Source organism: Leisingera sp. XS_AS12 (genome assembly GCF_041224635.1).
Taxonomy (GTDB): domain Bacteria; phylum Pseudomonadota; class Alphaproteobacteria; order Rhodobacterales; family Rhodobacteraceae; genus Leisingera.
On sequence record NZ_JBGFGM010000126.1, the window covers coordinates 143,134 to 157,670 of the forward strand.

Annotated in this window: 9 protein-coding genes; 6 read left to right on the forward strand and 3 right to left on the reverse strand. The window is 63.7% G+C overall.

Annotated elements, in window-relative coordinates:
• Positions 1-20: 20 nt before the first annotated feature.
• Positions 21-2,069 carry an ASKHA domain-containing protein gene (locus tag AB9K35_RS20990; RefSeq protein WP_369929156.1) on the reverse strand — a complete coding sequence of 683 codons (2,049 nt, stop codon included), beginning with the start codon at positions 2,067-2,069 and terminating at the stop codon, positions 21-23.
• Positions 2,070-2,334: 265 nt separating this feature from the next.
• Here AB9K35_RS20990 and guaB point away from each other — a divergent pair, with 265 nt between their 5' ends.
• The 3 genes from guaB (at position 2,335) to AB9K35_RS21005 (ending at position 7,410) form a co-directional block, all read left to right on the forward strand.
• Positions 2,335-3,783: an IMP dehydrogenase gene (gene guaB, locus AB9K35_RS20995; protein ID WP_369929158.1), complete on the forward strand. Its 1,449-nt coding sequence runs from the start codon at positions 2,335-2,337 to the stop codon at positions 3,781-3,783.
• Positions 3,784-3,819: 36 nt separating this feature from the next.
• The gene (locus AB9K35_RS21000; RefSeq protein ID WP_369929160.1) at positions 3,820-5,001 is read left to right on the forward strand and encodes an RsmB/NOP family class I SAM-dependent RNA methyltransferase; all 1,182 of its coding nucleotides are present in this window, start codon (positions 3,820-3,822) and stop codon (positions 4,999-5,001) included.
• A 93-nt stretch (positions 5,002-5,094) separates the two neighbouring features.
• Positions 5,095-7,410 carry an ATP-binding protein gene (locus AB9K35_RS21005; RefSeq protein WP_369929162.1) on the forward strand — a complete coding sequence of 772 codons (2,316 nt, stop codon included), beginning with the start codon at positions 5,095-5,097 and terminating at the stop codon, positions 7,408-7,410.
• A 35-nt stretch (positions 7,411-7,445) separates the two neighbouring features.
• On the opposite strand, the gene AB9K35_RS21010 is transcribed toward AB9K35_RS21005, so the two are convergent.
• Positions 7,446-8,066, reverse strand: coding sequence for a gamma-glutamyl kinase (locus AB9K35_RS21010; protein ID WP_369929164.1), 621 nt, complete (start codon positions 8,064-8,066; stop codon positions 7,446-7,448).
• A 192-nt stretch (positions 8,067-8,258) separates the two neighbouring features.
• Between AB9K35_RS21010 and recA the strand changes: the two genes are divergently transcribed.
• The 3 genes from recA (at position 8,259) to AB9K35_RS21025 (ending at position 12,502) form a co-directional block, all read left to right on the forward strand.
• Positions 8,259-9,326, forward strand: coding sequence for a recombinase RecA (gene recA / locus AB9K35_RS21015; protein WP_222453229.1), 1,068 nt, complete (start codon positions 8,259-8,261; stop codon positions 9,324-9,326).
• Positions 9,327-9,481: 155 nt separating this feature from the next.
• Positions 9,482-12,136 (forward strand): alanine--tRNA ligase, encoded by a 2,655-nt coding sequence (alaS, locus tag AB9K35_RS21020; protein WP_369929167.1) that lies wholly within the window; start codon positions 9,482-9,484, stop codon positions 12,134-12,136.
• Positions 12,137-12,214: 78 nt separating this feature from the next.
• Positions 12,215-12,502: a DUF1330 domain-containing protein gene (locus AB9K35_RS21025; RefSeq protein ID WP_222453227.1), complete on the forward strand. Its 288-nt coding sequence runs from the start codon at positions 12,215-12,217 to the stop codon at positions 12,500-12,502.
• A gap of 180 nt (positions 12,503-12,682) precedes the next feature.
• Here the strand turns inward: AB9K35_RS21025 and typA are convergent, their stop codons facing one another.
• Complete coding sequence (gene typA / locus AB9K35_RS21030) at positions 12,683-14,503, reverse strand: translational GTPase TypA (RefSeq protein ID WP_222453226.1); 1,821 nt, start codon at positions 14,501-14,503, stop codon at positions 12,683-12,685.
• Positions 14,504-14,537 lie beyond the last annotated feature (34 nt).

The window sequence follows — 14,537 nt, forward strand, 5'->3', positions numbered from 1 at the left end:
TGTTTTCCACAGGTTTGGTCTTAGCCGCGGCGGCGTCTTCGGCGGCCACCGCTCGCGGCACCGCTCTCGCCGCCACCGGTGTTGAAGTTGACCTGCGGCAGGGTCACCACGGTTTCCAGGATCGGGAAGGGTTCAGCCGAGTTCGGGATCGCCGAGGCGTTGACGAAATGCTCCTGGAAGCGCGGCTCCACCGCGGTCTCGATCTTCTCGATGCGGCGCACGGTTTCTTCGATCTCGGCGCGCGCATCGGTGTTCAGCAGCGCGATCCGGGCGCCGGTGCCGGCCGCGTTGCCCGCAGACGTCACCTTGTTCAGCTCGCAATCGGGTATCATGCCCAGCACCATCGCGTGCTTGGCCGAGATATGCGCACCGAACGCGCCGGCCAGCACCACCCGGTCGACCTTGTCGACGCCGAACTTGTCCATCAGCAGCCGCGCGCCGGAGTAGAGCGCCGCCTTGGCCATCTGGATCGCGCGGATGTCGGGGTTGGTGACGGTGATGGTCGGCCCGCCATCGGCAGATCCGTCCCACAGCAGGTAGGCATTGGTGCGCCCGTCCTGAATGCAGCGGCTGGTGCCGGTCTGTTCGGCCGAGCCGATGAGACCGGAGGCGTCCAGCACGCCCGCCAGCCGCATCTCGGCGATTGCTTCGATGATGCCGGAGCCGCAGATGCCGGTGATGCCGGTGGTGGCGATGGATTCGGCAAATCCGTCCTCGTCCGACCAGACGTCGGAACCGATGACGCGGAAGCGCGGCTCCTTGGTCTCCGGGTTGATTTCAACCCGCTCGATGGCGCCGGGGGCGGCGCGCTGGCCGCTGGAGATCTGCGCGCCCTCGAACGCCGGGCCGGTGGGGGAGGAGCAGGCCAGTACCTTTTCCTTGTTGCCGAGCAGGATCTCGGCGTTGGTGCCGACGTCGACCACCAGAACCAGGTCCTCGGACTTGTCCGGCGCTTCCGACAGCGCGACCGCCGCGGCATCGGCGCCGACGTGGCCGGCGATGCAGGGCAGCAGGTAGACACGGGCAGCCGGGTGGATGTTCAGATCCAGCTCGTTCGCGCGCAAGGCCAGCGCGTTGGAGGTCGCCAGCGCAAAGGGCGCCTGACCAAGTTCGAACGGGTCGATGCCAAGGAACAGATGGTGCATCACCGGGTTGCAGACGAAGACGGCATCGACGATCAGCGCCTTGTCGATCCCGGCCTCCGAAGCGATCTGGGTGAACAGCGCGTTCATGCCCTCGCGCACCGCGCGGGTCATCTCCTGGTCGCCGCCCTTGTTCATCATCGAATAGGACACCCGGCTCATCAGGTCTTCGCCAAAGCGGATCTGCGGGTTCATGATGCCCGAGGAGGCGACGACCTCGCCGGTTTTCAGATCGCACAGATGTGCGGCGATGGTGGTGGAGCCGAGGTCGACCGCCAGCCCGTAAACCGTGCCTTCATAGTAGCCCGGCCAGATGTGCATGATCTTGGGCGGGTGGCTCTCGTCGCCGAGGTGGACGGCGACGGTGACTTTCCAGTCGCCCTTGCGCAGCGCCGGTTGCAGGACGCTCAGGATGTGCAGGTCGGTCTTGACACCCTTCAGCTGCCACTGGGTTTCCAAGGCCTCGATCAGCCGCTCCATGTCTCCGGTGGGTTTGTGCATGTCGGGTTCTTCGACCTCGACGTAAAACAGCCGGGTGGAGGGGTTCATCACGATGTCCCGGGCCTCGGCGCGTTTGCGCACAACCTGCCGGTGGACCTGGCTTTCCGGCGGCACGTCGATCACGACGTCGCCCTGCACCGTGGCCTGGCAGCCCAGGCGGCGACCATCGATCAGCCCGCGCTTGTCCTTGTAACGCTGTTCGACCTTGTTCCACTCGCTCAGCGCGCCCTCTGCCACGGTGACGCCGTGTTTGGGGAATTCACCGTAGGATGGCGTGATCTGGCATTTCGAGCAGATGCCGCGGCCGCCGCAGACAGAATCCAGGTCGACGCCAAGCTGACGCGCCGCCGTCAGGATCGGCGTACCTACGGGAAAACGTCCGCGCTTGCCGGAGGGGGTAAACACAACGAGGGGTTCGTCAGTCATGCCGGTGGCCTTCTCACTTCCGCAGTTTCGGCGGAGCATATGGGCTTTTGCGGCGGGCGAAAGGCATGGCGCGGCATTTTCAGGTCTGCGGGCGGCATTTTTGCAGGTTTCAGCACGGGTTTAACGGAAAATCGGCCCGGCGGGCATGCCGTTGCGGGGCGTGTGCGATGCTGCAGCGCAGGATTTCTGCCCCGGGCCTCTTTCCCATCGTCCAGTTCTGTGCCATAGGGTCACCGCCAAACGGGGTTATGCATGGGGATGACAAATGCAGATTCGTGAGGCTCTCACCTTTGATGATGTTCTTCTGGTTCCGGGCGCGTCCAGCGTGTTGCCGAATACGGCTGATACGCGCACGCGGGTGACGCAGTCGGTGTCGCTGAACATCCCGCTGCTCAGCTCTGCGATGGACACGGTGACAGAGGCTCGCATGGCGATTGCCATGGCGCAGGCGGGTGGCATGGGCGTGATCCACAAGAACTTGAACGTGGAAGAGCAGGCGCAGGAAGTCCGCCGGGTGAAGCGCTTTGTCTCCGGCATCGTCTACAACCCCATTACCCTGACCGCCGATCAGACCCTGGCCGACGCCAAGGCGCTGCAGGAACGCTACCGGGTCACCGGCTTCCCGGTGGTGGATGGGGCTGGCCGCGTGGTCGGCATCGTCACCAATCGCGACATGCGGTTTGCCTCGGATGACAGCACGCCGGTCTCGGTGATGATGACCTCCGACAACCTGGCGCTGCTGCATGAGCCCGCGGACCTGGAAGAAGCCAAGTCCCTGATGAAGGCGCGCCGGATCGAAAAGCTGCTGGTTACCGACAAGGATGGCAAGCTGACCGGCCTGCTGACCCTGAAGGACACCGAACAGGCGGTTCTGAACCCCACCGCCTGCAAGGATGAACTGGGCCGTCTGCGGGTCGCTGCGGCGACCTCCGTTGGCGACAGCGGTTTCGAACGCTCCGAAGCGTTGATCGATGCGGGCGTCGACGTCGTCGTGGTGGATACCGCCCATGGTCATTCGGCCGGGGTGATCGACGCGGTCAAGCGGATCAAGGCGAAATACGGTGATATCCAGGTGATCGCGGGCAATGTGGCCACTGCCGAAGCCACCCGCGCGCTGATCGACGCGGGGGCCGATGCGGTCAAGGTCGGCATTGGCCCGGGCTCCATCTGCACCACCCGCATGGTGGCGGGCGTGGGCGTGCCGCAGCTGACCGCGATCATGGATTGCGCGGGCGCGGCGGGCGACGTACCGGTGATTGCGGATGGCGGCATCAAGTTCTCGGGCGATTTTGCCAAGGCGATCGCGGCGGGCGCATCCTGCGCGATGGTCGGCTCGATGATCGCGGGTACCGATGAATCGCCGGGCGAGGTGATCCTGTACCAGGGTCGCTCGTTCAAATCCTACCGCGGCATGGGCTCGATGGGCGCTATGGCGCGCGGTTCTGCCGACCGGTATTTCCAGAAGGATGCTGCCAGCGACAAGCTGGTGCCCGAGGGGATCGAAGGCCAGGTGCCCTACAAGGGCGGCGCTGGTGCGGTTGTGCATCAGCTGGTGGGCGGCCTGCGCGCGGCAATGGGCTACACCGGCTGCGCCACCGTCGACGAGATGCGCAAGAACTGCAACTTTGTCCGCATCACCGGCGCCGGCCTCAAGGAAAGCCACGTGCATGACGTGCAGATCACCCGCGAAGCCCCGAACTACCGGGTGGGCTGAGACGATGATGGCCGCATGTGACCAAGGGGCAGGGGCATGACCCCCGCCGCCCGCCTGCAGGCGGCCATTGAGATCCTCGACCAGGTGTTGGCCGGGGAAGCGGCGGAAAAGGCGCTGACCTCCTGGGGGCGGCGCAGCCGTTTTGCCGGTTCCAAGGACCGCGCGGCGGTTCGCGATCACGTGTTCACCGCCCTGCGCTGCCTGCGCTCGCATGCTGCTCTTGGCGGCTCCCGCAGTGGGCGCGGCCTGATCCTGGGCGCTTTGCGCGAGGCGGGCACTGACCCCGATACCGTTTTTACCGGGGTCGGGCACGCTCCCGCAGCGCTGACGGCCGAGGAGCGGCAATTGCCTGCACCGCTGGAGGCCGACAGCGCCGAAGCGCTTGATATTCCCGACTGGCTGTGGCCGGAGTTTCGCGCCAGCCTTGGGGCAGGGGCCGCCGACGCGGCCCGGGCGCTGCGCTCCCGCGCGCCGGTGCACCTGCGCGTGAACCCGCGTCGGGGTACCGTGGCGGAAGCGCTGGAGCGTCTGCGGGCGGATGGTATCGAGGCCACAGAGCACCCCGCTGCACGGATGGCGCTCGAAGTGGTCGAGGGCGCGCGCCGGTTGCGCAACGCCGAGGCCTATCAGAGCGGATTGGTCGAACTGCAGGATGCGGCCAGCCAGGCGGTGGTCGAACAATTACCGCTGAGCGACGGCATGAAGGTTCTGGACTATTGTGCGGGTGGTGGCGGCAAGGCCTTGGCCATGGCCGCACAGGCCGACATTGACCTGTTTGCCCATGATGCCGACCCCAGGCGGATGAAGGATCTGCCGCAGCGGGCTGCACGGGCGGGCGCAGAGGTGAGCTGTCTTGCGACCGAAGCTCTCGACAGCGCTGGCCCGTTCGATCTGGTGCTGTGCGATGTGCCCTGTTCCGGGTCCGGCTCCTGGCGTCGCGCGCCCGAAGGTAAATGGCGATTGACGGCTGAGCGGTTGCAAGACCTGTATCAAGTGCAGGCCAGCATCCTGCGTGAGGCCGCGCGGCTGACCGCGCCGGGCGGCTATCTGGCCTATGCGACCTGCTCGATGCTGCGCGGGGAAAATACCGAGCAAGTTCAACGGTTTCTTCAGGAAAATGCCGGGTGGAAACTGGTCTGCGAGCACAGCTGGAAGGTGCAGGACGGGACCGATGGTTTCCATGTTGCCGTGTTGACGCGCCAGACTGGCGATTGCTAGGGTTCCAGCTGGAAAAGTTTTGGTATTCTTAACGTGGTTTTAACCTGAACCGCCGCGTTATGGCGGCATCTCAGCAAAAGTAGCGGAGTCCTAATGCCCGGTCGCCAAGAAACCTCCGTTCCGGAACTGCGCGTTCACGCGCCCGAGCACGCCCGGCTTGCAGCGACCGTTCTGCTCGCGGTGATGTTGATCGCCAGCCCCTGGTTGTTGCCTCTGCCGGAATGGATCGGGCGCGGATTCATCATGGTCGGGCTGACGCTGATTGCCGTGGCGGTGCTGATGATGGTGCAGACACGGCTGCGGCTGAATGCGCGCGCGATGGCTGCTGAGTTACTGACGGGCTTTATCGAGAAAGACGCGACTCCCAGTTTCGTCACCGATGACGACGGTGTGATCCACGCTTGCAACGGTGCCGCCGTGAAGCGGTTTCAGGATGCCACCCGCGACACGCTGGCGGGAACGTTGCGCTCGGTTTTGGCGAACCCTTCCGCGGTGCTCTACCGGCTGCAAAGCCGGGCACGTGTGGATGGCGCCGCGCGCGAGGATATCGTCACGCGACGCGGGCATGTGCGGCTGGCCGTGCACCAGATGACCGGCGGCAGCTTCCTGTGGCGGGTTGAGGATATTCAGGAGCGCAGCAGCAGCGGGCGTGGTGCCGATGCAATGCCGGTGCCGATGATCACGGTGGGCCGCACCGGGGCGGTGCTGTTCATGAACGAAGCCGCGCGCACCCTGATCGGCGAGCGCGTGAAATCGACGGACCGCCTGTTTCCGTCGCTTCCGATCCTGCCGGGGCAGATCAACACGCTCAGCACCAAGAACGGGCCGGTTTCCGTTTTGGTCAGCGAGAAGAACCGCACCCAGGGTCGCAGCGAGCTGTTCCTGATGGAAGTCGATGAAAGCGGCCTCAACTCCAGCCAGGCCGGTCTGGAGGCGTTGCCGGTTCCCTTCCTGAAGGTGGCGGCGAGCGGCGAGATTCTGAGCGCGAACCGGATGGCCCTGCGCCTGTTGGGTGTCAGCAGCTGTGCCAACCTGAAACTGGGCCAGTTGATGGAGGGCCTGGGACGGCCGATGTCGGACTGGCTGCGCGATACGGCCGACGGTCTGGCGCCGAACAAGTCCGAGTTTCTGCGCCTGTCGCGTGGCGACAAGGAGGTGTTTGTCCAGGTCACCCTGACCCGCACGGTGGAAGAGGGCGAGCCCGTCCTGATCGCGGTGCTGAACGATGCGACTGAGCTGAAGACGCTCGAGGCGCAATTTGTCCAAAGCCAGAAGATGCAGGCAATCGGTCAGCTGGCGGGCGGTGTTGCGCATGATTTCAACAACCTTCTGACCGCGATTTCAGGCCATTGCGACCTGCTGCTGCTGCGTCACGACCAGGGCGACCAGGATTACGGCGACCTGATCCAGATCCATGAAAACGCCAACCGGGCTGCCTCGCTGGTGAGCCAGCTTCTGGCCTTTTCACGCAAACAGACACTGCAGCCGGAAACGCTGGATGTACGCGATACCCTGTCGGATCTCACCCATCTGCTGAACCGTCTGGTCGGCGAGAAGGTCACCCTGACGCTGAGCCATGACCCGGTGATGAAATCGATCCGCGCTGATAAACGCCAGCTCGAACAGGTGCTGATGAACCTGGTGGTGAATGCCCGCGATGCGATGCCGCAAGGGGGCGAAATCCGTGTCGAAACCGAGGTCCTGTCGCTCGACAAACCTCTCGAGCGCAACCGCGCCACGGTTCCGGCCGGCGACTGGGTCACCGTCAAGGTCTCGGACGAGGGCGTCGGCATCGCGCCGGACAAGCTGCAAAAGGTGTTTGAGCCGTTCTACACCACCAAGCGCACCGGTGAGGGCACGGGTCTTGGCCTGTCCACCGCCTACGGCATCATCAAGCAGACGGGCGGTTACATCTTCGTGGATTCCGTGCAAGGGCAAGGCACCCAGTTCACGCTGTTCTTCCCGGTCTACAAACCGCAGGCCGAGCCCAAGGCCGCGGAAGCGCCAGCAGATGTGACCGAGCGCGGCGGCAATGCGCAGCACGGCGAGGGCGTGGTGCTGCTGGTGGAAGATGAAGCGCCGGTGCGCGCCTTTGCATCCCGTGCGCTGCGGATGCGGGGGTACACCGTTCTCGAGGCCGAATCCGCCGAGGACGCGCTGCGCACGCTGGAGGATCCGGGGCTGACGGTGGATGTGTTTGTCACCGATGTGGTGATGCCCGGGATGGACGGACCCAGCTGGGTGCGACAGGCGCTGAAAGAGCGCCCCGACACACGCGTGGTTTTCGTGTCCGGCTATGCCGAGGGCGCCTTCGGCGAAGCCGACCCCGAAGTGCCGAACTCGGTCTTCCTGCCAAAACCCTTCTCGCTCAATCAGTTGACGGAAACTGTTCACGCTCAGTTGCACTGAGTGGTGACCGCGTCGCCTGACTGCGCCTTGTCGGTCTAGGCGGATTGCACCGGCTGGTTCGCGGCCGGGATGCTTTCATAGAGGTCGAACTCCGCCGCTCGTTTGCGTCGCAGATGCGCCTCTGCTTCCGGCGTGAGGGTCAGCGCCGCCTGCGGGCTGACATTGCGCCGTTCGAGCCGGATGTCGGTGTCCAGGCGATGCTCCAGGAACAGTCGCAGCGCATCCGTGTCCTCGTAGCGGAACAGGTGGTCGACCTTGCAGCCATTTGGCTGGGCTTCCAGAAACTTCGCCTGGCTGCCGACGTTGGCGTAGGCGGGCGGCTTGCCCTTGCAGTAGGCCTTCACGAAGGCGTCGAAAGTGAGGTCGCGGGTGGAGTTGGCATGCCCGTCCAGCGCCGGGCGCTGGCGATAGCGGAACCAGCTGCCAAGCCAGCTGATCGGTTCACGCATCACGGCGACCACCTCCAGCTCCGCGCCGCAGACCTTGTCGAACATGGGCCGAATCCAGCGGTTGTAGCGGTAAAGCGGCGCATGTTTGAGCTGCGGCGGGTCGGAAATGATCAGATCGGCCCGGTCGCGCAATGCCTCCTGCAGGGCGGTGGTGCCGGTCTTGGGGACTGACAACAACGCCAGCCGTTCCTTGTAAAATATCATCATTTCATAAACCGTCCGGTAAAAACTGGTGGCGCCCGATTATCGTAAATACTTCCTTAACATCTTGCCCGCGCAGTGGGTACAGCAGTTTTCTGTTGCAATGTTCCCGTTTTGATCCGATAAGGAACAAGAGGTGAACAAAGCAGTGATTGCCGCGCGCCCCGGTGTGTGACACATAGAAAGGGACAAGGGACTATGGCGGATCTTTTGACCATGAAGAACAAAGTAAGCGGTGACAAGCAGAAGGCGCTGGACAGCGCGCTTGCCCAGATCGAGCGGCAGTTTGGCAAGGGCTCGATCATGAAGCTCGGCGACGGCAGTGCCATGCAGGAGATCGAGGCCAGTTCAACCGGCTCTCTGGGGCTGGACATTGCCCTTGGCATCGGCGGTCTGCCGATGGGGCGGATCATCGAAATTTACGGCCCGGAAAGCTCGGGCAAGACCACGCTGACGCTGCATTGCATTGCAGAACAGCAGAAAAAAGGTGGCGTCTGTGCCTTCGTCGACGCGGAACACGCGCTGGACCCGCAATATGCGGCCAAGCTGGGCGTTGACCTGGACGAGCTGCTGATCTCGCAGCCCGACACCGGTGAACAGGCGCTGGAAATCACCGACACGCTGGTGCGCTCGGGCGCGGTGAACATGGTGATCGTCGACTCGGTTGCGGCGCTGACGCCGAAATCCGAGCTTGAGGGCGACATGGGCGACAGCAACGTCGGCGTGCAGGCCCGCCTGATGAGCCAGGCGATGCGCAAGCTGACCGGCTCCATCAGCCGTTCCAAATGCATGGTGATCTTCATCAACCAGATCCGCATGAAGATCGGCGTCATGTTCGGCTCGCCCGAAACCACCACCGGCGGCAACGCGCTGAAATTCTACTCCTCGGTGCGTCTCGACATCCGCCGCATCGGCTCGATCAAGGACCGGGACGAGGTGGTTGGCAACTCCACCCGCGTCAAGGTGGTCAAGAACAAGGTGGCGCCGCCGTTCAAGCAGGTGGAATTCGACATCATGTACGGTGAAGGCATCTCCAAGATGGGTGAATTGCTGGACCTGGGCGTGGCGGCCGGTGTCGTCAACAAGTCCGGTGCCTGGTTCTCCTACGGGGATGAGCGGATCGGCCAGGGGCGGGAAAACGCCAAGACCTTCCTGCGCGAGAACCCGGCCATTGCCTACGACATCGAGGACAAGATCCGCGCCGCTCATGGTCTGGAGTTCGACCGGCCCGACGTGGATGACGCCGACGATATTCTCGAGGCCTGAACGCCGGATAGTCTGATCAAATCCCGGGATTTGCGGGGCGCAGCGACGGCTGCGCCCTTTTTCATGGGCTGTGCCGAACGGTCGATGTGGACAGTGCGCGGGCAGGGCGCTACACCTGCCCGGAACGCTTAGACAAAGCCGAAGAGATCCCGCATATGCCGACGCTCAACGACATCAGATCGACCTTTCTGAACTATTTCGCCAAACAGGGTCACGAGGTGGTGGACTCCAGCCCACTGGTGCCCCGCAACGATCCCACCCTGATGTTCACCAACTCAGGCATGGTGCAGTTCAAGAACTGTTTCACCGGGGTAGAGACCCGCGACTACAAACGTGCCACCACCTCGCAGAAATGCGTCCGTGCCGGCGGCAAGCACAACGACCTCGACAATGTCGGCTATACCGCGCGCCACCACACGTTTTTCGAGATGCTCGGCAACTTCTCCTTTGGTGACTACTTCAAGAACGAGGCGATCCCCTTTGCCTGGGAACTGATCACCAAGGAATTCGATATCCCGAAGGATCGGCTGTACACGACCGTCTATCACACCGATGACGAGGCCTTTGAAATCTGGAAGAAGATGGGCGTGCCCGAGGACCGGATCATCCGCATCGCCACCTCGGACAACTTCTGGCAGATGGGCGATACCGGCCCCTGCGGCCCCTGCACCGAGATCTTCTATGACCACGGCGATCACATCTGGGGTGGCCCTCCGGGCTCGCCTGAGGAAGACGGCGACCGTTTCATCGAGATCTGGAACCTCGTGTTCATGCAGAATGAGCGCTTTGCCGACGGCTCGATGGTGGATCTGGACATGCAGTCGATCGACACTGGCATGGGCCTGGAGCGGATCGCCGCGCTGCTGCAGGGCACCCACGACAACTACGAGACCGACCTGTTCAAGTCGTTGATCGAGGCGTCGGCCAATGTGACCAACACCGATCCTTTCGGCGATCAGAACGTGCATCACCGGGTGATCGCCGATCACCTGCGCTCCTGCTCCTTCCTGATTGCCGAGGGTGTGCTGCCCTCGAACGAGGGGCGCGGGTACGTGCTGCGCCGGATCATGCGCCGCGCGATGCGCCATGCGTCCTTGCTGGGGGCTTCGGACCCGGTGATGCACAAGCTGGTGCCGTCGCTGGTGCAGAAGATGGGGGCCGCCTACCCCGAGCTGAGCCAGGGCCAGGCGCTGATCGAGGAAACCTTCGAGCAGGAGGAAACCCGTTTCCTCAAGACGCTGGACCGCGGTCTGAAGCTGCTGGACGAGGCCTCCAGCGATCTGGGCAAAGGCGACGTGCTGCCGGGCGAAACCGCGTTCAAACTCTATGACACCTATGGCTTCCCGCTGGACCTGACCCAGGACGCCCTGCGCGCCAAGGAGATCGAAGTCGACACCGAAGGCTTCGATGCCGCGATGAAAGCGCAGAAGGAGCAATCCCGCGCTGGCGGGATCGGTCTTGGCGAGGCCGCGGACGTAAAGGTCTACTTCGATATCCTGGATGCCGCTGGCCCGACCGATTTCCTCGGCTACGAGACCGAGAATGCAGAGGGCCAGGTTGTTGCCATCGTCAAGGATGGCGCGCAGCTGCAGTCCGCGGGCAAGGGCGACACGGTGCAGATCATCCTGAACCAGACCCCGTTCTACGGCGAAAGCGGCGGGCAGGTCGGGGACACTGGCGCCCTGACGGTGGACGGCGGCGCGGCGCGTGTCATCGACACCAAGAAGGTCGAAGGCCTGTTCCTGCATATCGCCGAAGTGACCGAAGGCGAGATTTCCGTCGGGGCCGGGGCGACAATGGAGGTCGACCACGACCGGCGCAGCCAGATCCGCGCCAACCATTCGGCCACCCACCTGCTGCATGAAGCACTGCGCAATGCGCTTGGCGAACATGTGGCGCAGAAGGGCTCGCTGAACGCAGCGGACCGGCTGCGGTTCGATTTCAGCCACAACAAGGCGCTGAGCGCAGAAGAGTTGAGCCGCGTTGGCGCCGAAGTGAACGAATTCATTCGGCAGAACACGCCCGTCTCGACCCGGATCATGACACCGGATGATGCCCGTGCGTTGGGCGCGCAGGCGCTGTTCGGCGAGAAATACGGTGAAGAGGTTCGCGTGGTCTCCATGGGGCGTTCGCCCACTGGCAAGGGCCACGATGGGGAAACCTATTCGATCGAACTCTGCGGCGGCACCCATGTGAAGCAGACCGGTGACATCGGCACCTTCGTGATCCTGGGCGACAGCGCGTCCTCCGCCGGTGTGCGCCGTATCGAGGCGCTGACCGGGGCCGCGGCATTTGCGCATCTGGAACGCGAGGCTGGCCGTATGGCCGAGGTTGCGGCGGCATTGAAGGCACAGCCTGCGGATGTCATGGACCGGTTGAAAGCCCTGATGGATGAACGCAAGGCGCTGCAAAACGAGATTTCTAACCTCAAGCAGCAAATCGCCATGGGGGGCGGTTCCGGCGGCAACGGCGCAGAGGCCAAGGAAATCAACGGCAAGACGTTCCTGGCGCAGGCCTTGCAGGGGGTGTCCGGCAAGGATCTGCGTGGCCTGATCGACGCGCACAAGCAGAACCTCGGCTCCGGCGTCATCCTGCTGATCGCAGAGGACGACGGCAAGGTCGCCGTGGCGGCCGGTGTCACCGATGATCTGACCGGTGAAATCTCGGCCGTGGACGTGCTCAAGGCTGCGGTGCCCGCGGTGGGCGGCAAGGGCGGCGGTGGTCGTCCCGACATGGCCCAGGGCGGCGGCAAGGATTTCTCCGGCGCTCAGGCCGCGATCGAGGCAGCGGAGGCGCTGCTGGCTTCCTGACCATTTGGTCAAAAAAAGCTTGGTCTTTCCGGCAAAACCCCTAATCTGCCGGGAAGATCAGAAACTATGGAGGCTGCGATGCCCGCACTTTGGATTGCCCATGTAACCGTCACCGATGCCGAGGCGTATGGCAAATACGCCGAGCTGGCAGGCCCGGCAATCGCCAAGCACGGCGGCAGCTTCATCGCCCGGGGTGGAAAGTTCGTGCAGCTGGAAGGCAAGGAACGCCCGCGCAATGTCGTGGCCAAGTTTCCGAGCGTCGAAGCCGCTGTGGAGTGCTACAACAGCCCTGAGTACCAGGAAGCGTTGAGCCATGCGCGCGATGCCTCCGAGCGGGAGCTGATGGTTGTGGAAACCAGCGAGTAATTTTGCCGCCGCCCGCAAAGGGGCGGGTAAGCAACGTTAGGAACGGGCGCCCCATGGGGCGCCCTTTTCGTTTGGCAGCACCGGGTTGCGGACCCGGTGCGCCGTGGCGCCACTGGGGGCGAAAGCGAAAAGGGGCGCCACATGGCGCCCCTTCTGCAAGGTCTTGTTGATTTCGGACGCTTACTGCGCGGCCTTGGACATCCGCTTGCGCTCATGCGGGTCCAGGTACCGCTTGCGCAGGCGAATATTGTTCGGCGTCACTTCGACCAGTTCGTCGTCGTTGATATAGGCGATCGCTTCTTCAAGCGACAATGTCATCGGAGGCGTCAGGCGCACGGCGTCATCGCTGCCGGAGGCACGCACGTTGGTCAGCTTCTTGCCTTTCAGCGGGTTCACTTCCAGGTCGTTGTCCCGGCTGTGCTCACCGATGATCATGCCGGTGTAGACGTCCGCCTGGGGGCCGATCATCATCTTGCCACGCTCTTCCAGGTTCCACAGCGCATAGGCGACCGACTGGCCGTTCTCCATCGAGATCAGCACACCGGCACGGCGACCGGGGATCGGGCCCTTGTGCGGTGCCCAGCCGTGGAACACGCGGTTCAGCACGCCGGTACCGCGAGTGTCGGTCAGGAACTCCCCGTGGTAGCCGATCAGCCCGCGAGAGGGAACATGGGCGATGATGCGGGTCTTGCCTGCGCCAGCCTGTTTCATCTCCACCAGGTCGCCCTTGCGGGCGCCGGTCAGCTTCTCGATCACCGCGCCGGAGTATTCGTCATCGACGTCGATGGTGGCTTCCTCGATCGGCTCCATGCGGACGCCGTCGATTTCCTTCATGATCACCTGCGGGCGGGAGATCGACAGCTCGAACCCTTCGCGGCGCATGTTTTCGATCAGCACACCCATCTGCAGTTCGCCGCGGCCAGAGACCTCGAAGGCTTCGCCGCCGGGGGTGTCTTCAACCTTGATCGCGACGTTGCTTTCGGCTTCTTTCAGAAGACGGTCACGGATGACGCGGGATTGTACCTTCTTGCCATCGCGGCCCGCCAGCGGGCTGTCGTTGATGCCGAAGGTCACGGTGATGGTCGGCGGGTCGATCGGCTGGGCGTCCAGCGGCTCTTCCACCGCAAGCGCGCAGATGGTGTCGGCCACGGTGGCCTTGGACATGCCCGCGATCGAGACGATGTCACCGGCCTGGGCTTCTTCGATGTCCTGTTGTGCAAGGCCGCGGAACGCCTGGATGCGGGTGACGCGGAACTGCTCGATCTTCTGGCCGATGCGGCTGATGGCCTGAACCGTCGCGCCAACCTTCAGGGTGCCGGATTCGACCCGACCGGTCAGCAGGCGGCCAACGAAGGGGTCGCTGCCCAGCGTGGTCGCGAGCATGCGGAAATCTTCGTTCTGGCGTTTGATCTGCTTGGGCTCGGGCACGTGGTTCACGATCAGGTTGAACAACGCGTGCAGATCCTTGCGGGGGCCGTCCAGCTCCATGTCGGCCCAGCCGTTGCGGCCGGAGGCATACATATGCGGGAAGTCCAGCTGGTCTTCGGTCGCGTCCAGCGAGGCAAAGAGGTCAAAGCATTCGTCCAGCGCACGGTCGGGCTCGGCGTCGGGCTTGTCGACCTTGTTCAGCACCACGATCGGGCGCAGGCCCAGGGCCAGTGCCTTGGAGGTCACGAATTTGGTCTGCGGCATCGGGCCTTCGGCGGCGTCCACCAGCAGCACCACGCCGTCGACCATCGACAGGATCCGCTCAACCTCGCCGCCAAAGTCGGCGTGGCCGGGGGTGTCGACGATGTTGATGCGGGTGCCGTTCCACTCCACCGAGGTGGGCTTGGCAAAAATGGTGATGCCGCGTTCGCGCTCAAGATCGTTGCTGTCCATGGCGCGTTCCGCCACAGCCTGATTTTCGCGGAAAGCGCCGGATTGTTTCAGCAGCTCGTCAACCAGGGTGGTTTTGCCGTGGTCGACGTGAGCAATGATCGCAATGTTGCGCAGGTCCATGACGTTCGCCTTTGTAAGGAAGTTGCGCCGCGCA